We start from the raw sequence: 17,813 nt of genomic DNA on the forward strand, positions 1-17,813 counted from the left end.
GTTCATCATCATTTGTCAAATCCTTTGGTATTCTTTATCTTGCTTTGCAAACGGGATTATAGTCTTTAAAAATTTTTCTCAAAAAAAAGTTTCCACGGAAAGCATACTTTAAGAAACCAAGGATAACTGTTCTTTATAATTTCAGGCTTTCATTTTTTCATTTTTGGGATCATACAGCGGCATGGAAACCACTTCTGCTGATCTCATTCTGCCCAGAATCTCAACTTCCAGTTTTGTGCCGGGAACTGCCAGTTCCGGGGCGATGTACCCCAAAGCAATACTTTTGTCAACACGGTGTCCGTAACCGCCGGCAGAAGTGATGCCCACTCTTTCACCGTCTTTGTAGATACCATTGTATCCATAGGGATCGGAATCAGTGGCTTCCACAACCATGCAGGCCAGTTTCTGGGTGATATCAGCTTCTTTTTTCTTGAGAAGCGCCTCTTTTCCAATAAAATCCTTATCCCATTTAACAGTCCAGGCCACATTGGTTTCCAGGGGGTGATGATGACGATTCATCTCACATTTCCAGGCAAGATAGCCTTTTTCCAACCGCATGGAATCCATAGCATACATGCCGAACATTTTCAGATCAAACTCTGCGCCTGCTTCCATGAGATGGTTGTACAGGGAAATCTGCTGCTCCATGGGATGGAAAATTTCATACCCAAGCTCTCCCACATAGTTCATGCGGTTTACCCGGCATTTCACCCGGCCCACGTAGATTTCTTTGGTGGTGCTGAATTTGAAATTTTCATTGGAAACATCATCATAACTGGCCTTGGCAAGGACCTCCCGGCTTTTGGGTCCGGCAAGAACCAGACATCCCATTTTGTAAGTAAGGTCTTCCATTACAACGGAACCGTCTTCCGGGAGATTCTGGAGCATCCAGTGCTGATCATGTTTTTTACCCACACTGGCGGTGACACAGAAATAGTCATTTTCTGCGGTGCGGGACACGGTCATATCCGTTTTAAACATTCCTTCATGGTCAAGGCAGGGAGTTAAGGAAAGGGCACCGTCCTTTGTGGGCACTTTCTGGCAGGTGAGATTGTTCAGCCATGCCTCGGCACCGGGTCCGGAAATGCGGGTTTTTGCAAACCGTGTAAGATCCAGAAGTCCCACTTTTTCCATAACATGCTTGCATTCGGCCTTTACATTCTCAAAGGAGTTGTTGCGTCGCCAGGAGGGGGTTTCGTGATTGTCTTCCCCTTGAGGTGCAAAGTAATTGGGGCATTCCCATCCAAAATAATCCCCAAAAGAGGCATTGGCAGCCTTCTGGTATTCAAATATGGGGCTGGTACGATTGGGTCTGGCTGCATCCCGCCACTCATTGGGATAGATGATGGAATAGAGTCTGGGATAGGTATCTGCAATTTTCTCATGATTATAGGCCCAGTTGGCAAAACTACCGTATCTACGGCTGTCCATGTCCCACAGATCGATTTCAGGTTCTCCGTTCATGATCCATCCGGCAAGGAAATGGCCGATGCCGCCGGCCTGGGTAATGCCGAAACTGTAGCCACAGGCATGGTAGAAATTTTTCAGGGGAGCGGCCGGACCCACCAGGGGATCTCCGTTGGGGGTGTAGGTGATGGGGCCGGCAGTGACATGCTTAAAGCCTGTATCGCCCAGTACGGGGAAGCGGTACATGCCGTGCTCAATGTTTTCGGAAATGTTATCAATGTCCGGGTTGATTTCCGTCTGGGCATAATCCCAGGGTACCCCTTTGGCCTTCCACTGCTGGCCGTATTTTTCGTACATGCCAAGAATCAGACTGTCCATTTCCTGGCGAAGATAGATGGAACGATCAGGATCACGTACCAGCGGGAGCATGGTTTCACGTTCGTCAACGGCATTGATTTTTTCATAGAGGATATGGGTGTGGGCAATGGCGATGGAGGGGATTTCAAGACCCACCATTTTGGCAACTTCCGGGGCCCACAGACCTGCGGCATTGATTACATGTTCACAGGTGATGTCTCCCTTGTCTGTTTTTACCAGCCAGTCGCCGGAGGCAAGTTTTTCAATGCCGGTGACCATGGTGTGAAGATTCAGCTCTGCACCGTATTTTCTGGCACCCATGGCCAGGGCCTGGGTCAGACTGTTGGGGTCCACATCCCCGTCATCTGGCCAGTAAAGGCCTCCAAGCAACCCTTCTGTGTGCATTAACGGATGCAGCTCCTTCATTTTTTCCGGAGTAACCCAATCCACATCCAGGCCCAGACATTTACTCATGGAATAGAAATATCCCAGTTCGTCCATTCGATTTTTATTATCTGCCGTACGGATGGAACCTGTGGTGTGCCAGCCGGTATTCTGGCCGGTTTCTTTTTCAAGGTTCTTGAAGATTTCAATACTCTTCATGTTTACCTGGGTGCCGTAATAACTTGAATGAAAAAAGGAAACATTGCCTGCGGCCATCCAGGTTGATCCAGAGGTGAGTTCATGTTTTTCCACAAGAACCACATCATTCCCCCAGCCATATTTCGCCAGATGATAAGCAACACTTACACCAATAGCTCCACCGCCGATAACCACTGCCCTTGCATTTGTTTTCATGTAAAAGCTCTCCTTTTTTTGATTCAAGTAAGTACCCTTTTATCTCACCAGTGCAGAGATGAATACACCTTTGCAGATGAGGTGCTTTCCATCAAAGGGTTATTTCTAAAAGCGACTTGATTGCTTTAAAAATGCATATGCAAATTACAATCCATTATTTAGTATTTTTTAAAAAGCAATTGTATAAAATTACAAATTTATCATATTTCCCAGATCAGATCAGATCAGATCAGATCAGATCAGATCTGATTAATTATGCGTTCCCCGTCAAAATCCTCAAAATTTTATTTTTTGACTGTCTGATATGCACGTCAAAGAAATGGGAAAAACCACCTGGATAATAAATCATCACCAGAATGAGCATCAAGGCGTAAATCACAAGATTCAGCCCTGGTAAATGGGACAGGGTGGAGCGAATAATCTCCATGAGAAAAATAAAGGGAAACGCAACAACCGCCCCCCCCCAAAGACTTCCCCGTCCCCCGATGTAGGCCACGGCCAGTACCTCAACGGTTTTGGTGGTGTGCATCACCTCAGGAGTGAGAATCCCGTAATAATGACCGTAAAAGCCCCCCAAAATTCCGGCAAGGGCACAGGAAAGTGTAAAATTAAAAACCCGGTAAAACACCGGGTTGATGCCGGATGTTCTTGCAGCATCCATGTTTTGTCCAATGGCTTTAAAGGCCAGGCCCATTTTGGAGTTCACCACCATTTTACAAATGACATAGGTGAGGATTAACAGCACAATAATTAGATAATAAAAGGGAATATTGGATTCAGTTTCAAACATTCGGGGGGTTCGAAGTCCCAGGGGGCCCCTTGTGAGCCATACAAGTTTGGTGGCAAGGCCCATGAGGGCCAGACCAAAAAACCAGGAAAGACATGCGGCAAAAATCCCCCGAAGCCGCAGGGATATCATACCGATGATCAGTCCCAGTACAGCGGCATTGGCCCCGCCAATGAAAATCCCGATCCAGGGGGAAATGTTCAGATTAACCGCCAGCAGGGCTGAAGTATATCCTCCGTAACCGGCCACGGCAGCATAGCCGAAGTTAACAATATTGATATATCCAGAGGTAAAGTCAAATCCCACGGACAAGGTGGCAATAAAGGCGGCATATATAAGCCACCGCAAAAGATATTCCTGGTTAAAAGGCGGTATAAAAGGCAGTGCCATCAACAGGAAAACACAGAGAATGCCTGCCGGGTTGAATCCGATTTTTCCCAGGAGCGTTCCCCATGCAGGACTTGATTGAACGGTGTTTGTTGTTTCCATCACTATCTCCTATGTATCCAGAACGCCACGGACTTCAGAGCCGAATATTCCGCTGGGTTTAAAAATGAGAATGAGCATGATCAAAATGGAGGGCACCACAAAATCCCATCCGGCCCCCACATATTCCACGGTGACCACTTTTAAAAGTGCCACCATAAAGGCACCGGCCACGGCCCCCAGAATATTGCCAAGGCCCGATAAAATCACCACAAACCACGCCATGTAAAGGGGTTCAAGGCCCATGGTGGGATAGGAAGGGTACATGAACAAAAGGCTGCCGCCAGCAACACCTGCCAGGGCACAACTCAAAGAGATGGTCATCAACACAATGGTTTCAATGTTAATGCCCACGATCTGTGCCCCTGTGGCATCCTGGGATACGGCCCGGATGGCCCTGCCCGTGCGGGTGTAGGTCATGAAGGCCCAGAACAGAAACACAATAAAGGCAGACAGGCAAAAGGAGATGACACGGTCCCGGGAGATAAAGACATCGGCAAAGGAAAACGGCATCCCCCCCCAGTATCGGACGATCCCTTTAAAATCGGCACCAAAGATGAGTTGATGAAGATTCACCAGCAGAACGCTTAAGCCCACGGTGAGCAAAAAAGAGTTCATGACCCAGTTTTCTGCGGCCCGTTTTCTCAACGGGCGAAACACCAGGAATTCGGCGATGATACCGGCAATGGCACCCACCACCATGGAGGTGAAAATGGCCACCATGGGTCCCCAGGTTACCAGAAAGGAGTCTGGATGCATGGCGGTGTAATTGCTGATGGGGGTAAATACGTAATAAGCAGATAAAGAGCCTATCATGAAAAATTCACCATGGGCAAACATAGCAATGTTCAACACCCCCAGCATCAGGGTGAGGCCCGTTGACACAAGGGCCAGCATGCCCCCTGTAATAATGGTATTAACAAGGACATAGGGGCCGCTGTTAATGGTGGCAAAAAGGGCCAGGAAAATGGAGCCCAGGATGGTGATACCTTTGGCAGATTTCATCCAGGCAATCTTATCCTTAAGGTTGTCAGACATACAATTTCTCCAGACTTGGTTTGATGTTAAACGCCCAGGAACACCTTTTTGACATAGGCATCATTTAAAAGATCCGAACTTTTGCCCTCCAGTCCCACTTTGCCGTTTTCCAGAACATAGCCCCGGTCGGTGATGGACAAAGTGGTGGTGACGTTCTGTTCCACCAGCATGATGGTGACCCCGGTTTTTCGAAGGACCTCCAGAGATTCAAACACGCTGGCCGTCAACTGGGGGGCCAGTCCAAAGGAGGGTTCATCCACCAGCATCAAGGTGGGATCGGACATCATGCCACGGCCGATGGCCAGCATTTTACGCTCACCACCGCTCATGGTACCGGCCAATTGGGTTTTTCGCTCGGCCAGGCGGGGAAAGAGGTCAAATACAAATTCCAGGCGCTCCTTTTGAACGTTTTTATCCCGGATGATATAGGCCCCCATGAGAAGATTTTCCTGCACAGACATGTTGACAAAAAGGTTCATCTCTTCTGATACAAAGGCAATGCCCTTCTGGGTAATCTGGTAGGCGGGAAGTCCTGTGATCTCTTCTCCGTTAAATGTGATGCTACCTGCCATGGGGCTGATTAAACCTGCAATGGTTTTCATGGTGGTACTTTTGCCGGCACCGTTGGGTCCCACAATGCAGACATACTCTCCTTTGTCCACATTGAGACTGACCTTTCTCAGGATTTGCAGATATCCGTATCCGGCATCCAGTTCTTTTATTTCTAACAGCATGGCATCTCCATTGATTTGGGATTCTTCTGCGGATTTCATGGAAAAAAGTGTTTAGCAGCTGACAGGTTCATGGGGAATCATGCACCCACACTATTTTAAAACAGTTTTTTCATTCTTTATTCTGGGTAAACCCGGCAAAGAAAGCGGGCCTGCCCATGGCAGTCATTGACATATGCCTGCCGTCAGTCGGCACTGCCCAGATAGGCCTTGGTAACCCTGGGATCATTGGCCACCTCCTGGGTGGGCCCCTCTGCGATTTTGGTGCCGAACTGGATGCACAAAAGGCGATTACACACGGCCATGATCAGCTGCATGATATGTTCGATCATGAGTATGGAGATGCCTTTCCGGCTTATTTTGTCAAGGATACGCATGATATCGGACAACTCCCCTTCACTGAGTCCCGATGCCATTTCATCCATGAATAACAATTTCGGGTGGCTGGCCAGGGCCCGGGCCAGGTCAAGGCGTTTGAGCTGCACAGTGTTGAGCTGTTCCGACAGTACATCCTCGGCCATGGGAAATTCCACAAAATCCAGCATTTCCCGGCTGTGCTGCACAGGATCTTTTACCACACCGGGTGCATTACCGAAAATACTGGCTGTCATGACACTTTCAATGGCGGTCATTTTGGGAAAAGGACTGGGGATTTGAAAGGTGCGGGACAGTCCTTTTTTACACATTTGTTCCGGGGTGAGCCCGGTGGTGTCTTCTCCAAAAAAGGTCACTTTGCCCGATGTGGGGGGATTGAGCCCTGATATGGCATTGACAAAGGTGGTCTTACCGGCACCGTTGGGACCGATAAGCCCCACAATATCACCTTGGTTTATTGTCATGGAGACGGCATTGACGGCGGTGAGACCTCCAAATTGTTTGGTTAGATTCTGGGTTTCCAGTACGATCATAATAAATACATTTTCCTTAAATGGTTACCGGTGCAACTGCCACGGGCAGATCTTATATTTACCGAACTCTGCCCTCAAAATAGTTTTCAAAACTTTTGGTGTTAGCAGCAGCTTTTTTCATACAAGTATAAAAGCGATCTTTTTAAGGGTTCCGGCCCGGCCGGAACCCTTTTAGCTTTGCATGTCCAAGGCCCAGGTTCTGGGGTAAATTTTTATATGAAACACTCTGCAAATCAGGGACGTATTTCAAGCTTTGTTATGGGCAGCACCGGGTGGAATAAGGTCTGCCCATGGCAGTTATAAAAAAACAAAATTAATCTTGAACCGCAGTTTTCAGATTGCCTGCCGGTACTATTTTTTGGGTTCAAACTCTTTTACTTTCCATACATCCGGAAAAATAATGCTGCCTTTACCCGCCTTGTACTGGAGAATGGGGAAAAAATAGGCATCACTTGACACCACCATGTCAGGCATGGTTTCCGGGGTATATTTGTATTCATTCATGATAATGGCACCGTCTTTTTTGCCATAGGTAAGCTGGCCGGTGTTAACTTCTTCCACCATGACTTTGTGGATGGATTCTTTGTCCAGCACACTATATTTTTCGTAGGTTCTGTTAAGGATTTTAATGAACATGCGAATGCCGTCATAGGAGAGACCGCCTGCAGAAGGGCTGGGATTGAACCCCACTTTTGCCTTAACATCTTTGGCCCATTGCTGGGCTTCGGGGGTGGTGAGCTGGGGAATGGAATCCAGAACATAATCAGAGGCAGGACCCGTCATTTTGTACCAGTCTCCGATCCATCCAAGACCCGAGGCCACTAAAACACTCTTCAGTCCCACCTCTGAAAATTGTTTCACAAAAGAGGTCAGAGCAGCAGGGGAAGTGGAGGTTCCCATTACCGCAGAAACACCTGCTTTTTTAAATTTACTCAGCAGGGGATAAAAATCGGTCTGGGTGGCAGGAAAATACTCTTCTGCAAAAATTTCCCAACCACTGGCTTCCAGGGCTTTCTTATATGAGCCACCGGCACTTCTGCCCCAATCTGTGTCTTCGCCGTAGATGGCGGCGATTTTCTTTTTGGGTGTCCAGATACCGGCTTTGACGGCATTGTTCAGTGCTTCCACATAATTTTTCTCAAGCTTGGCAGGAACGGGCCAGCCTTTGCCCCCCCAATAGCTGTATTTTTCAGGATCTGCCTGCCATTTCTGGTTCACCACTTCACTGGCACCAAAACCAAACATGTGGGGCACCTTGTACTGGGCTGCCACATCCATCACAGAAATGGCCACAGAGGAGTGCCAGTTGAGAACACCTGCCTGAATGCCCTTGCCCTCAACAGCTTCGGCATAGGCCCCGGCAGCCTTGGCAGGGTCTGACTGGGAATCCACCCATACAACATCAATTTTATAGTCGCCCACGGTGTAATCAATGGCTTCCATGGCCATTTGAACGGATGCTTTAAATTCCTCCCCTGTCTGTGCTGAAGGTCCGGTAAAGGGACCCAGAACGCCCACAGCAATACTTTTACCGGCAGCAAAGACATTGGCTGCACTGAACAACATAAAAAAGGCAAGGGTCAAGATGGGCAGTAATACTTTTTTCCTGTTTCTCATACTCGTTTCTCCAAAACTTAAAATGTTCTTAGATTGACTGCCGCTCAATTTTGATGAACAAAAATTCAGACGCTCTTCCGGATATTCTGTGATATCGCGGCGACATGGAATGGTGTTAAATCAAATTAAAGCAGCATACGAATGGGACAGGTCTTACAGGGCGGCCCCGGTTGGCCACAGGTCAGTAAAAAAGCAAATAATATACCAAGTAAAGATAAAAGATGAGGTAAAAAAACAATTCCTGGGAAATATGGAGATTAATTTTAAAAATGAATAAAATTTATTTTTTACACAAACAGTTCCGAACACACAACCTGTAAAAAACTTTTTTTGCAGTAAGGTTTTTTTACACTTACAGTAAAATATTTTTACACTTATCTCCAGTAACGGGCATGCCCTGACGGACACAACATAACAGCATCACTGGAGGTAATCTTCCCTGAGCATTTTATATTTTTTCATTTTGTAATAGAGAAGTTGGCGGGAAATTCCCAGGCTGGCTGCAGCCCGTGCAATGTTGCCGGCATGCAGGGTCAGGGCATCATGGACAGTATCCTTTTCATGGGCTGCTTTTTTTTCAATGAGACTGGGGGGGCGGGGGCGCCCAGAGGCCAATGGGGAGGACGGTGCAGGGGGGGGCATGGCATCTTCAACAGGTGCCGGCGGGGCGGGAGCCGGTATGACGGAAAAGTGGGACTGGAGGTGACGAAGCTGGATGGTATCACTTGCCCCCACAATGTTCATGGCCCCTTCAATGGCATGCTCCAGTTCTCTTACGTTTCCCGGCCAGTGATATGACCGAAATCGAACCATGACGTTGTCAGAGACCCCTTTGACTGCTTTTCCCATGAGTTTATTGTGTTTATTAATAAAATGGCTCACCAGCAAATCCAGATCTCCCATGCGCCCGGCCAGGGGAACAATATGAATAAACACCACCCCCAGACGATAGAAAAGGTCCGAACGCAGGGTGCCGTTGGCCATGGCCACATGGGGATCTTCATTCACGGAACTGATGATCTTAACATCAATGGTGGTTTCCTTTAATGCCCCCACTCTTCTTACCTTTCGTTCCTGAAGTACCCGCAAAATTTTACTCTGGAGCCCCACCGGCATGGAGTTGAGTTCATCCAGAAAAATGGTACCACCATGGGTTTTTTCAAACAGACCCGCCTTGTTCACCGACCCTGTGAACGCTCCCTTGGAAGTGCCAAATAAAATACCCTCCAGCAGATTTTCCGGTATGGCCGCACAGTTTACCGGGGTGTATTTCTGGCGACTTCTGGCACTGTGGTTATGGATGGCCCTGGCAAAAAGCTCTTTGCCCGTGCCGGTCTGTCCATAGAGCATCACAGGGGATGGGGTGTTTGCCGCCATTTTTGCCGAGGAAACCGCCTTAATGAGTTCCGGGTCTTCACCAATGATGGAATCAAAAAAAATGTCTGTGTCAAAGGCTGTCTGAACAACGGGCATATCTGCAATGGTTTCTGCAAGAACATTGTAATCCCTCACAAAGCAGATGATGCCGATGATTTTACTGTTCCTTGTCAGGGGGAATGCGCTGTGAACGGTGTTTGCCACTTTTCCCATGCGGGTGCGATAATAAATGGGCCGGTCAATGATGGGTTCGCCCTTGAAAAGGCACTGCATGATGATGCTGTCATCGTTGGTGAGGTGGTAGACATCTGTGATTTTTTTATGCAGTGCCTCCCGGGGGTCCAGCTCATCAATGCGGGACATGGCCCGGTTGTAATAGATAATCACTCCGTTAAGGTCTGTGACCAGAACGCCTTCACTGAATTTATCAAAAACAGAGATAAAATCGGCATCTGTGACAGCGTGTTTGCAATATTTTGTCTCTTTTTTTGTCAATTCATTCCTTTTGCGTTGTTATTACATCATGCATCACTATTTGGCTTTCTGGGTTAAACGCTGCGTTAACAGGGGGACAATTTCAAATAGATCTCCCTCTATGAAATAGTCGCAATTGGATACCATGGCAGCCTCAGCATTGGTATTTATGGCAATGATCATACCAGACATTTTCATTCCGGCAAAGTGTTGTATGGAACCGGAAATTCCACAGGCAATATACACCCGGGGGCTGACCTTTTCACCGGTTTGTCCCACCTGCATGGTATAGGGAACCCACCCCATATCCACAGCCACGCGGCTTGCCCCCACAGCGGCTCCCATGGTGTGGGCGCATTGGAACAGCAGATCAAAATTTTCTTTGCTCTGCATGGCGCGACCGCCGGAGATGATAATATCCGCCTCGGTGATATCTGTTTGGGATGATTGTCCGGGGAGTATTTCAACAGTTTTAAATTTGCCTGACACCGGTGTGTCAATGGGCATGGAAATCATTTTTGCCTTTGTTTTCACCGGAACCGGGGCAATGACATTGGGGCGGATGCCAAAGAGCTCATGGGAGCCTGTGACCTGTATGGTGCCGATGGTCTTACCGGAATAGAGTGTGGTGCGGGCAAGGCCTTTTTCCAGATCCACGTCAATGCAGTCCATCACCAGCGGCGCATCCAATGCCGCTGCAATGCGGGGAAGCAATTCGCGTCCCATGGGGGTGGTCAATGCCAGCAAGGCTTTAATATGGAGGGCCTCCATGGCAGTTATGATAGCCCGGGTGTGCTGTTCCGGATTCCAAGGGGTGTGGTCTGCACCGCCGGTGGTGATTTCAACCATGGCATGGACACCATGGGCTTCCAGTATTTCCCTGAAATTTTCTGCAGTATCGTTAAGTATAAGGGCATATACCTCACGATTTGCGGCTCTGGCACAGGCAATCATGCCCAGATTGGCATCTTTTATCCGGCCCTTTTTTATTTCAATTACAACTCCTGTTTTTTCCATGATTCTTCCTTATTGCCACCTGTTAATTAAGAACCTTTGCTTCATTCCGAAGGATGTTCACAAGGGTCTGGACCTGCTCTGCGGGGGTGCCTGTGATTTCCCGGGCCCGTCGCTCCTGGGCAAAGGGTTCAAGGGAAATAACCGACATGGACGATGGCGACGGGGTGATGTTTAAATCCTTTACATCAATGGTTTTAACCTCTTTTTTCCGGGCCTTGACCACATCGGGAAAGGTGGGGTAAGAAGGCGTGTTGATGCCTCTTCCCACACCCAGAACACAGGGCATGGAAAGATGATAAATATTTTTTCCGCCCCCTTCAGTCTGGGATTCCACTGTGGCGCTGTTTTTTTCCGGTGTAAATTTTATCACATTGGAGGCCACGGGGAAACCAAATGCAGCCCCCAGACGGAACATGGTCTGCATCCCTTCCATGTCAATGGATTCTCTGCCGGTGAAAATAATGGCCGGACTTCCGTCCTGATCAATGGCGGCTTTCAGCGCCCGGGCTGTGAAAATGCTGTCCCTTTGCCTGTCTGTTTTCACCAGTATGGAACGATCTGCTCCCATGGCCATGGCCGATCGAAGGGTTTTTTCCACATCTTCGGTGCCCAGGGAAATGGCAATGACCTCCCCCCGGCCCAGATGTTTTTTAAGGGCTGCCGCCTCTGTGACAGCATGCTCATCATAGGGATTCAAAAGAAATGAGATCTTGTCGTCAATGGTGTTGCCGTCCTTTACCGCAATGTTTGCGGCAGAGTCTGGAACATGCTTTACGCAAACATAAATTTTCATATCCATAAATCATCACCTTTGGATCAAAATACCATTTTCAATATTTGTTGCTGATATTGTCGGCATTTACGAAAAATAAATATTCGGGTTGGTAATGCAAATGTTTGGGCCGTGATCTGTTTGGGGTATTGCTAAGGGGGGGTGAGCAGGCCAAAACAGATGAAGATGGGATACTCACCGAATATTTACTACGAAAAAGGGACTTGTTTAAAAAAACAAGCCCCTTAACGACGTTTTAATTCATCCAACCCATGTCAGAATATGCCTGCATGGATTATCCATTTACGGAAAAACTGGAGTTGTAATTGATCTCTCTCTTGCGTGAGAAAAATCCCACATCCATTGTTCTGCCTGTGTATTTATAGGTGAACTGGAAGGGCTCGTTGTCATGGTCCAGACCCTTTTCGCAGGCATCAATGAGTTCTGCCATCATTCGACCCACCACCGGGGCGTTTTTGTATTGATTTCCACTGGTTCCAACGGCAAGATAAAAGCCGCCAAGGTCTGTTTTGTCATAGACTGGAATCCAGTCATCGGAGCAGTCGTAAAGATCACACACCCCTTTGGACTGGTTGGGAACTTTGAGCTCTGGAATACGCTTTCCAAGACGATAGCACTGGGCTTTCCACTGCTCATCGGTGAGCTGGTTGTCTTTGCCGTGTCCGCCTTTACCTGCGTAAAACTCATCGGGATCAACCCATTCCTGGGGATCACAGTCAGGATCTTCGCTGCCGATGAGGAACATGTTGCCAACCTCAGGTCTTACATAGCAGCCAATGTCACCGTCGGACATGTGGTAACCGTCATTGAGATAATCATATCCGTCTGGAGAGGGACAATGCATGACTTCGTGGCGCAGGGCTTTGGTTTTAATGTTGCATCCTTCCCATACACCCTCGGCCATCTTGGTGATTTTAAAGGAGTGGGGGCCACCGGCATTGACCACCACAGGCGCATCAATCTGTGTGCCGTCTTTCAGGGTAATACCAAGCACCTTGCCGTTTTCGCTGCGAATTTCCACAACCTCGGCATTGAACATGAATGTGCCACCCTTGGCTTCGGCTGCTCTCATGATATTATGGGCAGACAGAGCAGGATCATTGACATATCCACCCTCGGCGCAGAAAATGCCGCCTTCCAGCATCTCTGTGGGCTCATCATAAAAAGCAGGATCTTCGGGACGTCTCACCGGCCAGAACTTGTGAAGATCAATGGGGGGTACTTTTGCCTTGATGGTTTCATTGTCCCACTCTTCATATTTTACGCCCACTTCATCGTAATTTGCCTGGACTTTTTTCCAGTCATGACCTTCGGATTTAAGGAGAAGAGATCCGGTGTTCATGTATTTGGCAAGCCCTTTTTCATCCTCTGCATGATCCAGGTAATTTTCCCAGTCCAGCCAGTATTTAAAGCCCTCATAGGCCATGGCCACGCCATCTGCCGTTGAGTAATGGGCCCTTACGATGGCGCAGGAACCTGCAGTGGAACCTTCTCCGGCATCGGGAAGCTTGTCAACGTTAAGGGTTTTGTAACCCATTTTGCAAAGTTCATAAGCAATGGGGGATCCTATAACGCCGGCTCCGATAATGATGGCATCATACTTTTTGGTCATTTTCTTTTGCTCTCCTTACACGTCATACCGTAAATGGTATAGTTAATAATTGACAATGATCCACTGTGATGGGTTATGGCCGGTTTTTCCGTCCAAGGGGGGTGCCATTGAGGCCACTGTCAAGTGATACAGCCTTATTTTGACTCCGGTCTGCCCACAACAAAGCTTACAAACCAGTGGTCTACACGGGTGTTTCATATAAACTGCCACGGGCAGAAGGCTCTATTTTGACTCGGTCCTGCCCACAACAAAGCTTAAAATACATCCCTGATCTACGGGGAATTTCATATAACCGCCACGGGCGGATCGTATTCTGATCCGGTTACGCCCACAACAAAGCTTGAAATACGCCCCGGTTTACGGAGTATTTCATATAAAAAAACGATTAGGGGATACTCACCGTTACGATTTTATGATTTTATTGCCATAAAATCTGAATAAAATTAAAGCAATTTCGATGCCACAATGAAATTTAAATATATGAGTTGCTGTTACGGCGAAAAACAATCAAAAGGTATTCTGTATCTCTGATACTTAATGTTTTAAATAATGTCAAGCTAAAAATTGTTTAAAAATATAAAAAATGGTCTAAAAAATTACGGTATTGCAAAAACAATATATTGTTTTTTGTTGTTTTATAAGAAAGCATAGATTAGTCGTGCACGCTTTCATGCTTTGTTGTGGACAGAGTCGGATCAGAATGTGGCATATTACCATTTTTTATATTCGTTATGGGTGGCGTTTGCTGGCGAATCTGCGGATAGTCCGCCGAATCAAAGAGACTTCACACGGTTCCCGATACCACCCGACAAAAAAGTCCAGCTTGTTTTATCTCTTTTTCCATGATTGCCGCCAGTTTAAGCATATGCTGATTGTCAGGGGGGGCCAGCCTATTTAATTCATATTGTTTCTCCAGCAGGTTGTATTTGTGCGCCCCCAGATTGTGGTAGGGCAACAGCTCCACATGCTCTATGCCCCGGGCAAGCGTACGGCAAAATTGAGCCAAACGTCCAATGTGGGTTTCTGAATCATTAAAACCCGGGATGACAGGAATTCTGAGTATGATCTGTTTATCAGCCAGACACAATTTTTTAAGATTCTTTAAGATTTTGTTACTCTTTTGTCCGGTGCCACGAACATGCTTCTTGTCATCAAGGTGTTTCACATCATAAAGAAATAGATCTGTATGGGGGATTACTTTTTCAAAATTGTCCCAGGGCAGGCACCCTGCCGTTTCCACGGCTGTATGAATCCCCAGATCCCTGCATCGTTTCAATATCTCTTTTGTAAAACCAGGCTGCATCAGGGGCTCCCCACCGGAAAGAGTCACGCCACCGCCGGAATTGCGGTAAAAGACAATGTCTTGTTCCACCGTTTCCATCACCTGGTCGGGGGTCATGACTGCCCCGGCCATCTCCATGGCCCCGGATGGACACTGTTTTGTGCATTCACCGCATCCGATGCATAAAGATCTGTCAATTTGCGGCACCTCACCGTTAAACGCAATGGCTGAACAGACCCGGCTGCATTGGCCGCATGAGCGGCAGCGATCATAAAAAAACAACGGTTCCGGCATGGGGTTCTGGGAGACGGGGTTGGCACACCATTGGCAAGCCAGCGTACATCCCTTCAAGAAGACCACCGTGCGAATACCCGGGCCGTCATGGATGCAGAATTTTTGAATGTTGAGAACAGTGTTTGGGGTCATGCTCACCTTTTTTGCCCCATCTCGCATGAATTCAGTGACAGGGCCATGGAAAAATTCACTGAACAGTGTGATATTGAGTACGGTTAATGATATCGTCCTGGATATCTTTGCTTAACTCCACAAAATAAGCGCTGTAGCCTGCCACCCGTACCAACAGAGAATTATATTCATCGGGACTGGCCTGGGCAAGTCTCAGGGTTTTTGCATCCACCACATTGAACTGCACATGGTATAAATCCAGATCCTGAAAACTTCTGATCAGGGATACCAGACGGGTAATTCCCCCCTGGTCTTTAAAAACCACGGGATCAAATTTCATATTCAGCAGCAATCCGCCGTCGGCGTCCTCACAATTGAGCTTGGACATGGATTTAAGCACTGCCGTGGGCCCCAGTTTATCTGTGCCCTGGCAGGGGGAGCATCCATCGGCCAAAGGTTTGTATGCATTTCTTCCTGAAGGCAGGGCGCAGACGGTGTGACCGTGGGGCACATTGGATGACACCGGATAATAAGACGGCATGAGTTCTGATCCCAGGACACCGTGCAGGCCGTGATGAAACGCATTGATCGTATCCATAACCCTGACCAGGATGTCATCCACCCGGTCATCATCATTTCCCCATTTAGGGGCTTTGCTCACCAGATGGTGCTGTAATTGTTCATGGCCCTTAAAATTATCTTTAATGGCGTTGACCAATTCATCCATCTTAATGGTTTTATCAACAAACACCAATTGTTTCACCGCTGCAAGGGAATTAACCAGGTCTGCGGCCCCAATGCCGTTGGTGCCGGGTCCAATGGTGTATTTTGCACCGTTTCGCATCAGATCCTTTCCCTTTTCAATGCAGTCCACCATCAGGGTGGAGGCAAGGGGCATGGGCAAAAGTTCCTGGTGAAGGGTCTCGATGATATGGCTGGAGATGGTAAAGTGCCGGATCTGATCTTTTATCTGCTCCATAACCGCATTTTCAAATGCTTCATAGTCTTTAAATTCAACTGGATTTCCGGTTTTAAGTCCCAGGGATTTACCGGATTTAAGATGCACACCGTTGGTCAGGGCAAATTCCACGGCAGTGGCAAGATTATAGTGACCGCTTGAACTCCACTGGGACAATTTGCCGGGCAGATTGGGCTCCACACAGCCCACAATACACCAGTTTCTGGCTTCGGGTGCTGTAACTCCTTTTTTCATGAGCATCTTTATTCCCACATCATCGTTATGAACGGCAGGGAATCCAGTACCAAGTCGGATCACCTCGGCAATTTTACGATAAAATTTTTCAGGATTTTTCCGGTTAATGCGCACCGAAAGAGACGGTTGACACAATTGAACCCTGGCTGTGGCATCCAGAATCATATAGGATAATTCGTTCACAGCATCCCGGCCATTGGGGGTCACCCCCCCCACGCATAAATTTTGAAAAGCGGTATAACCTGCAAAGTATTTGGCGGAATTCTCAGTCTGATACCACACCTGCTCAGCCAGCTTTACCCAGAGGCACTCCAGAAGTTCCTGGCCCTTTTCTTTATCCAGACGCGCTTGTTCACAATCGTTTTTGTAGTAGGGGTACATGTATTGATCCATGCGTCCCGGAGAATAGGAAGGCGCATTGGCCTCCATGTAAAGGGCAATCTGACTGAACCATATCAGCTGCAATGCCTCGTGAAAGGTGCGCGGGGGATTTGTGGCCACCCAGTCACACACCTCGGCAATATTTTCAAGCTCCCGACAACGGATGGGATCTGTTTCTTTTAAAGCCATTTCCCTGGCTTTTTCAGCATGACGCCGGGCCAGGACCTCCATGGCATCACACACGATGATGACCGATTGCCAGAACCATGCTTTTTCATGATTTTCAGGCACTGTAAGATCAGCTGAACCAAGGGCTGTTTCTGCTTCTTTTCTAAGTCCACCGTAGCCTTTGGGTAATAGCAGTTCCTCATAAGCCGGTGCTATTTCACCCGGTCCGCCTTCAAGTTTCAGATCCGCATCAATAATTCCGGTTTTGTAGGCAATGGCCCGGGTATTTTCAGGGATTCTGGCATGCCAGTGTTCGCTGAGGGTTTTTCCCTGCCAATAGGGTTCGATCTCTTTTTTAAAAAGTTTTTTTTGATCTTCAGTGATCAGATAGGGGTCCTGGGGCCGGGTTGAAACCGTGTCCAGTTCATTTCCCAGCCAGTGATTGGACAGTTCCGGACAGATACAGGCTGTCCTGGGACCAAATCCGGCGTTGCCGACAATCAATTCATGGTCCTGAATATTGATGGTTTTGGTACGGCAATGGCGCCTGATGGCCTTGGCCCTGCGAATGATAATGGGCTCACCTTCAGTTTCCTTAAAAACATCTGTGCGGCTCTTGGCACACTCAAGGCAGATGGCCGGTTTGTGGGTAAAATATTGTTTTTTAAGCAGCTCTGTGCGGGAAAAAATGGTTATAATATTCGATTTTTCTTTCATCCGATTCTCCTTTATTGCTTTTTTATGAGACAGGCATCAAAATCCAATCCATTATTATCCATTATGCTGCGCAATGCGTTTTGTTTTTCCCGGCTCAATTCAGGCTGTTTATTAAGATACCAACAGCCTGTTTTTTTCAATTTCTGTGGAATTGACCAATTCAGCCTGATGATCCCTTTTGGTGAGTTGCCCACGCTTGGATATTCGAGGAGAATACAATTCCTGCCTGCATTTTTGAAAGGGGT

At 47.6% G+C, this 17,813-nt stretch carries 13 protein-coding genes; 1 reads left to right on the forward strand and 12 read right to left on the reverse strand.

Features of this window, described 5'->3' with window-relative positions:
- Positions 1 to 141 precede the first annotated feature (141 nt).
- From B9A32_RS11305 to B9A32_RS11330, 6 genes are all read right to left on the reverse strand, one after another.
- A complete protein-coding gene (locus B9A32_RS11305) occupies positions 142 to 2,562 on the reverse strand; it encodes a GcvT family protein (RefSeq protein ID WP_084069489.1) in 2,421 nt (806 codons plus the stop codon).
- A 253-nt stretch (positions 2,563 to 2,815) separates the two neighbouring features.
- The gene (locus B9A32_RS11310) at positions 2,816 to 3,838 is read right to left on the reverse strand and encodes a branched-chain amino acid ABC transporter permease (protein WP_084069490.1); all 1,023 of its coding nucleotides are present in this window, start codon (positions 3,836 to 3,838) and stop codon (positions 2,816 to 2,818) included.
- Between the two features lie 9 nt (positions 3,839 to 3,847).
- Positions 3,848 to 4,873, reverse strand: a complete 1,026-nt coding sequence (locus B9A32_RS11315; RefSeq protein ID WP_084069492.1) for a branched-chain amino acid ABC transporter permease — start codon at positions 4,871 to 4,873, stop codon at positions 3,848 to 3,850.
- 26 nt (positions 4,874 to 4,899) lie between these two features.
- Positions 4,900 to 5,646: an ABC transporter ATP-binding protein gene (locus B9A32_RS11320; protein ID WP_232367129.1), complete on the reverse strand. Its 747-nt coding sequence runs from the start codon at positions 5,644 to 5,646 to the stop codon at positions 4,900 to 4,902.
- A 143-nt stretch (positions 5,647 to 5,789) separates the two neighbouring features.
- Positions 5,790 to 6,512 carry an ABC transporter ATP-binding protein gene (locus tag B9A32_RS11325; protein ID WP_084069494.1) on the reverse strand — a complete coding sequence of 241 codons (723 nt, stop codon included), beginning with the start codon at positions 6,510 to 6,512 and terminating at the stop codon, positions 5,790 to 5,792.
- A 351-nt stretch (positions 6,513 to 6,863) separates the two neighbouring features.
- Complete coding sequence (locus B9A32_RS11330) at positions 6,864 to 8,129, reverse strand: ABC transporter substrate-binding protein (RefSeq protein WP_084069496.1); 1,266 nt, start codon at positions 8,127 to 8,129, stop codon at positions 6,864 to 6,866.
- Between the two features lie 109 nt (positions 8,130 to 8,238).
- On the opposite strand from B9A32_RS11330, the gene B9A32_RS21720 reads away from it, so the two are divergent.
- Positions 8,239 to 8,406: a hypothetical protein gene (locus B9A32_RS21720; protein WP_212637903.1), complete on the forward strand. Its 168-nt coding sequence runs from the start codon at positions 8,239 to 8,241 to the stop codon at positions 8,404 to 8,406.
- Positions 8,407 to 8,549: 143 nt separating this feature from the next.
- On the opposite strand, the gene B9A32_RS11335 is transcribed toward B9A32_RS21720, so the two are convergent.
- From B9A32_RS11335 to B9A32_RS11360, 6 genes are all read right to left on the reverse strand, one after another.
- Positions 8,550 to 10,001, reverse strand: a complete 1,452-nt coding sequence (locus B9A32_RS11335; protein ID WP_232367130.1) for a sigma-54 interaction domain-containing protein — start codon at positions 9,999 to 10,001, stop codon at positions 8,550 to 8,552.
- Positions 10,002 to 10,037: 36 nt separating this feature from the next.
- Complete coding sequence (locus tag B9A32_RS11340; protein WP_084069498.1) at positions 10,038 to 10,997, reverse strand: electron transfer flavoprotein subunit alpha/FixB family protein; 960 nt, start codon at positions 10,995 to 10,997, stop codon at positions 10,038 to 10,040.
- Between the two features lie 22 nt (positions 10,998 to 11,019).
- On the reverse strand, positions 11,020 to 11,796 hold the full coding sequence (locus B9A32_RS11345) for an electron transfer flavoprotein subunit beta/FixA family protein (protein ID WP_232367131.1): 777 nt from the start codon (positions 11,794 to 11,796) through the stop codon (positions 11,020 to 11,022).
- A gap of 268 nt (positions 11,797 to 12,064) precedes the next feature.
- Entirely contained in the window at positions 12,065 to 13,402 is a 1,338-nt protein-coding gene (locus B9A32_RS11350) for an NAD(P)/FAD-dependent oxidoreductase (protein ID WP_084069500.1), read from the reverse strand.
- Between the two features lie 784 nt (positions 13,403 to 14,186).
- On the reverse strand, positions 14,187 to 15,110 hold the full coding sequence (locus tag B9A32_RS11355; RefSeq protein WP_170923798.1) for a glycyl-radical enzyme activating protein: 924 nt from the start codon (positions 15,108 to 15,110) through the stop codon (positions 14,187 to 14,189).
- A gap of 55 nt (positions 15,111 to 15,165) precedes the next feature.
- Positions 15,166 to 17,568: a glycyl radical protein gene (locus tag B9A32_RS11360; RefSeq protein WP_084069504.1), complete on the reverse strand. Its 2,403-nt coding sequence runs from the start codon at positions 17,566 to 17,568 to the stop codon at positions 15,166 to 15,168.
- Positions 17,569 to 17,813: the final 245 nt, after the last annotated feature.

The sequence above is a fragment of the Desulfocicer vacuolatum DSM 3385 genome (assembly GCF_900176365.1).
GTDB lineage: Bacteria > Desulfobacterota > Desulfobacteria > Desulfobacterales > Desulfobacteraceae > Desulfocicer > Desulfocicer vacuolatum.

Bases quoted from the DNA above. Each gene is read 5' to 3' on its own strand.
- B9A32_RS11360 (WP_084069504.1), bottom strand. From the start codon at position 17,568: ATGAAAGAAAAATCGAATATTATAACCATTTTTTCCCGCACAGAGCTG.
- B9A32_RS11340 (WP_084069498.1), bottom strand. From the start codon at position 10,997: ATGGAAAAAACAGGAGTTGTAATTGAAATAAAAAAGGGCCGGATAAAA.
- B9A32_RS11315 (WP_084069492.1), bottom strand. From the start codon at position 4,873: ATGTCTGACAACCTTAAGGATAAGATTGCCTGGATGAAATCTGCCAAA.
- B9A32_RS11345 (WP_232367131.1), bottom strand. From the start codon at position 11,796: ATGGATATGAAAATTTATGTTTGCGTAAAGCATGTTCCAGACTCTGCC.
- B9A32_RS21720 (WP_212637903.1), top strand. From the start codon at position 8,239: ATGGTGTTAAATCAAATTAAAGCAGCATACGAATGGGACAGGTCTTAC.
- B9A32_RS11320 (WP_232367129.1), bottom strand. From the start codon at position 5,646: ATGAAATCCGCAGAAGAATCCCAAATCAATGGAGATGCCATGCTGTTA.
- B9A32_RS11325 (WP_084069494.1), bottom strand. From the start codon at position 6,512: ATGATCGTACTGGAAACCCAGAATCTAACCAAACAATTTGGAGGTCTC.
- B9A32_RS11305 (WP_084069489.1), bottom strand. From the start codon at position 2,562: ATGAAAACAAATGCAAGGGCAGTGGTTATCGGCGGTGGAGCTATTGGT.
- B9A32_RS11310 (WP_084069490.1), bottom strand. From the start codon at position 3,838: ATGGAAACAACAAACACCGTTCAATCAAGTCCTGCATGGGGAACGCTC.
- B9A32_RS11355 (WP_170923798.1), bottom strand. From the start codon at position 15,110: ATGACCCCAAACACTGTTCTCAACATTCAAAAATTCTGCATCCATGAC.
- B9A32_RS11330 (WP_084069496.1), bottom strand. From the start codon at position 8,129: ATGAGAAACAGGAAAAAAGTATTACTGCCCATCTTGACCCTTGCCTTT.
- B9A32_RS11350 (WP_084069500.1), bottom strand. From the start codon at position 13,402: ATGACCAAAAAGTATGATGCCATCATTATCGGAGCCGGCGTTATAGGA.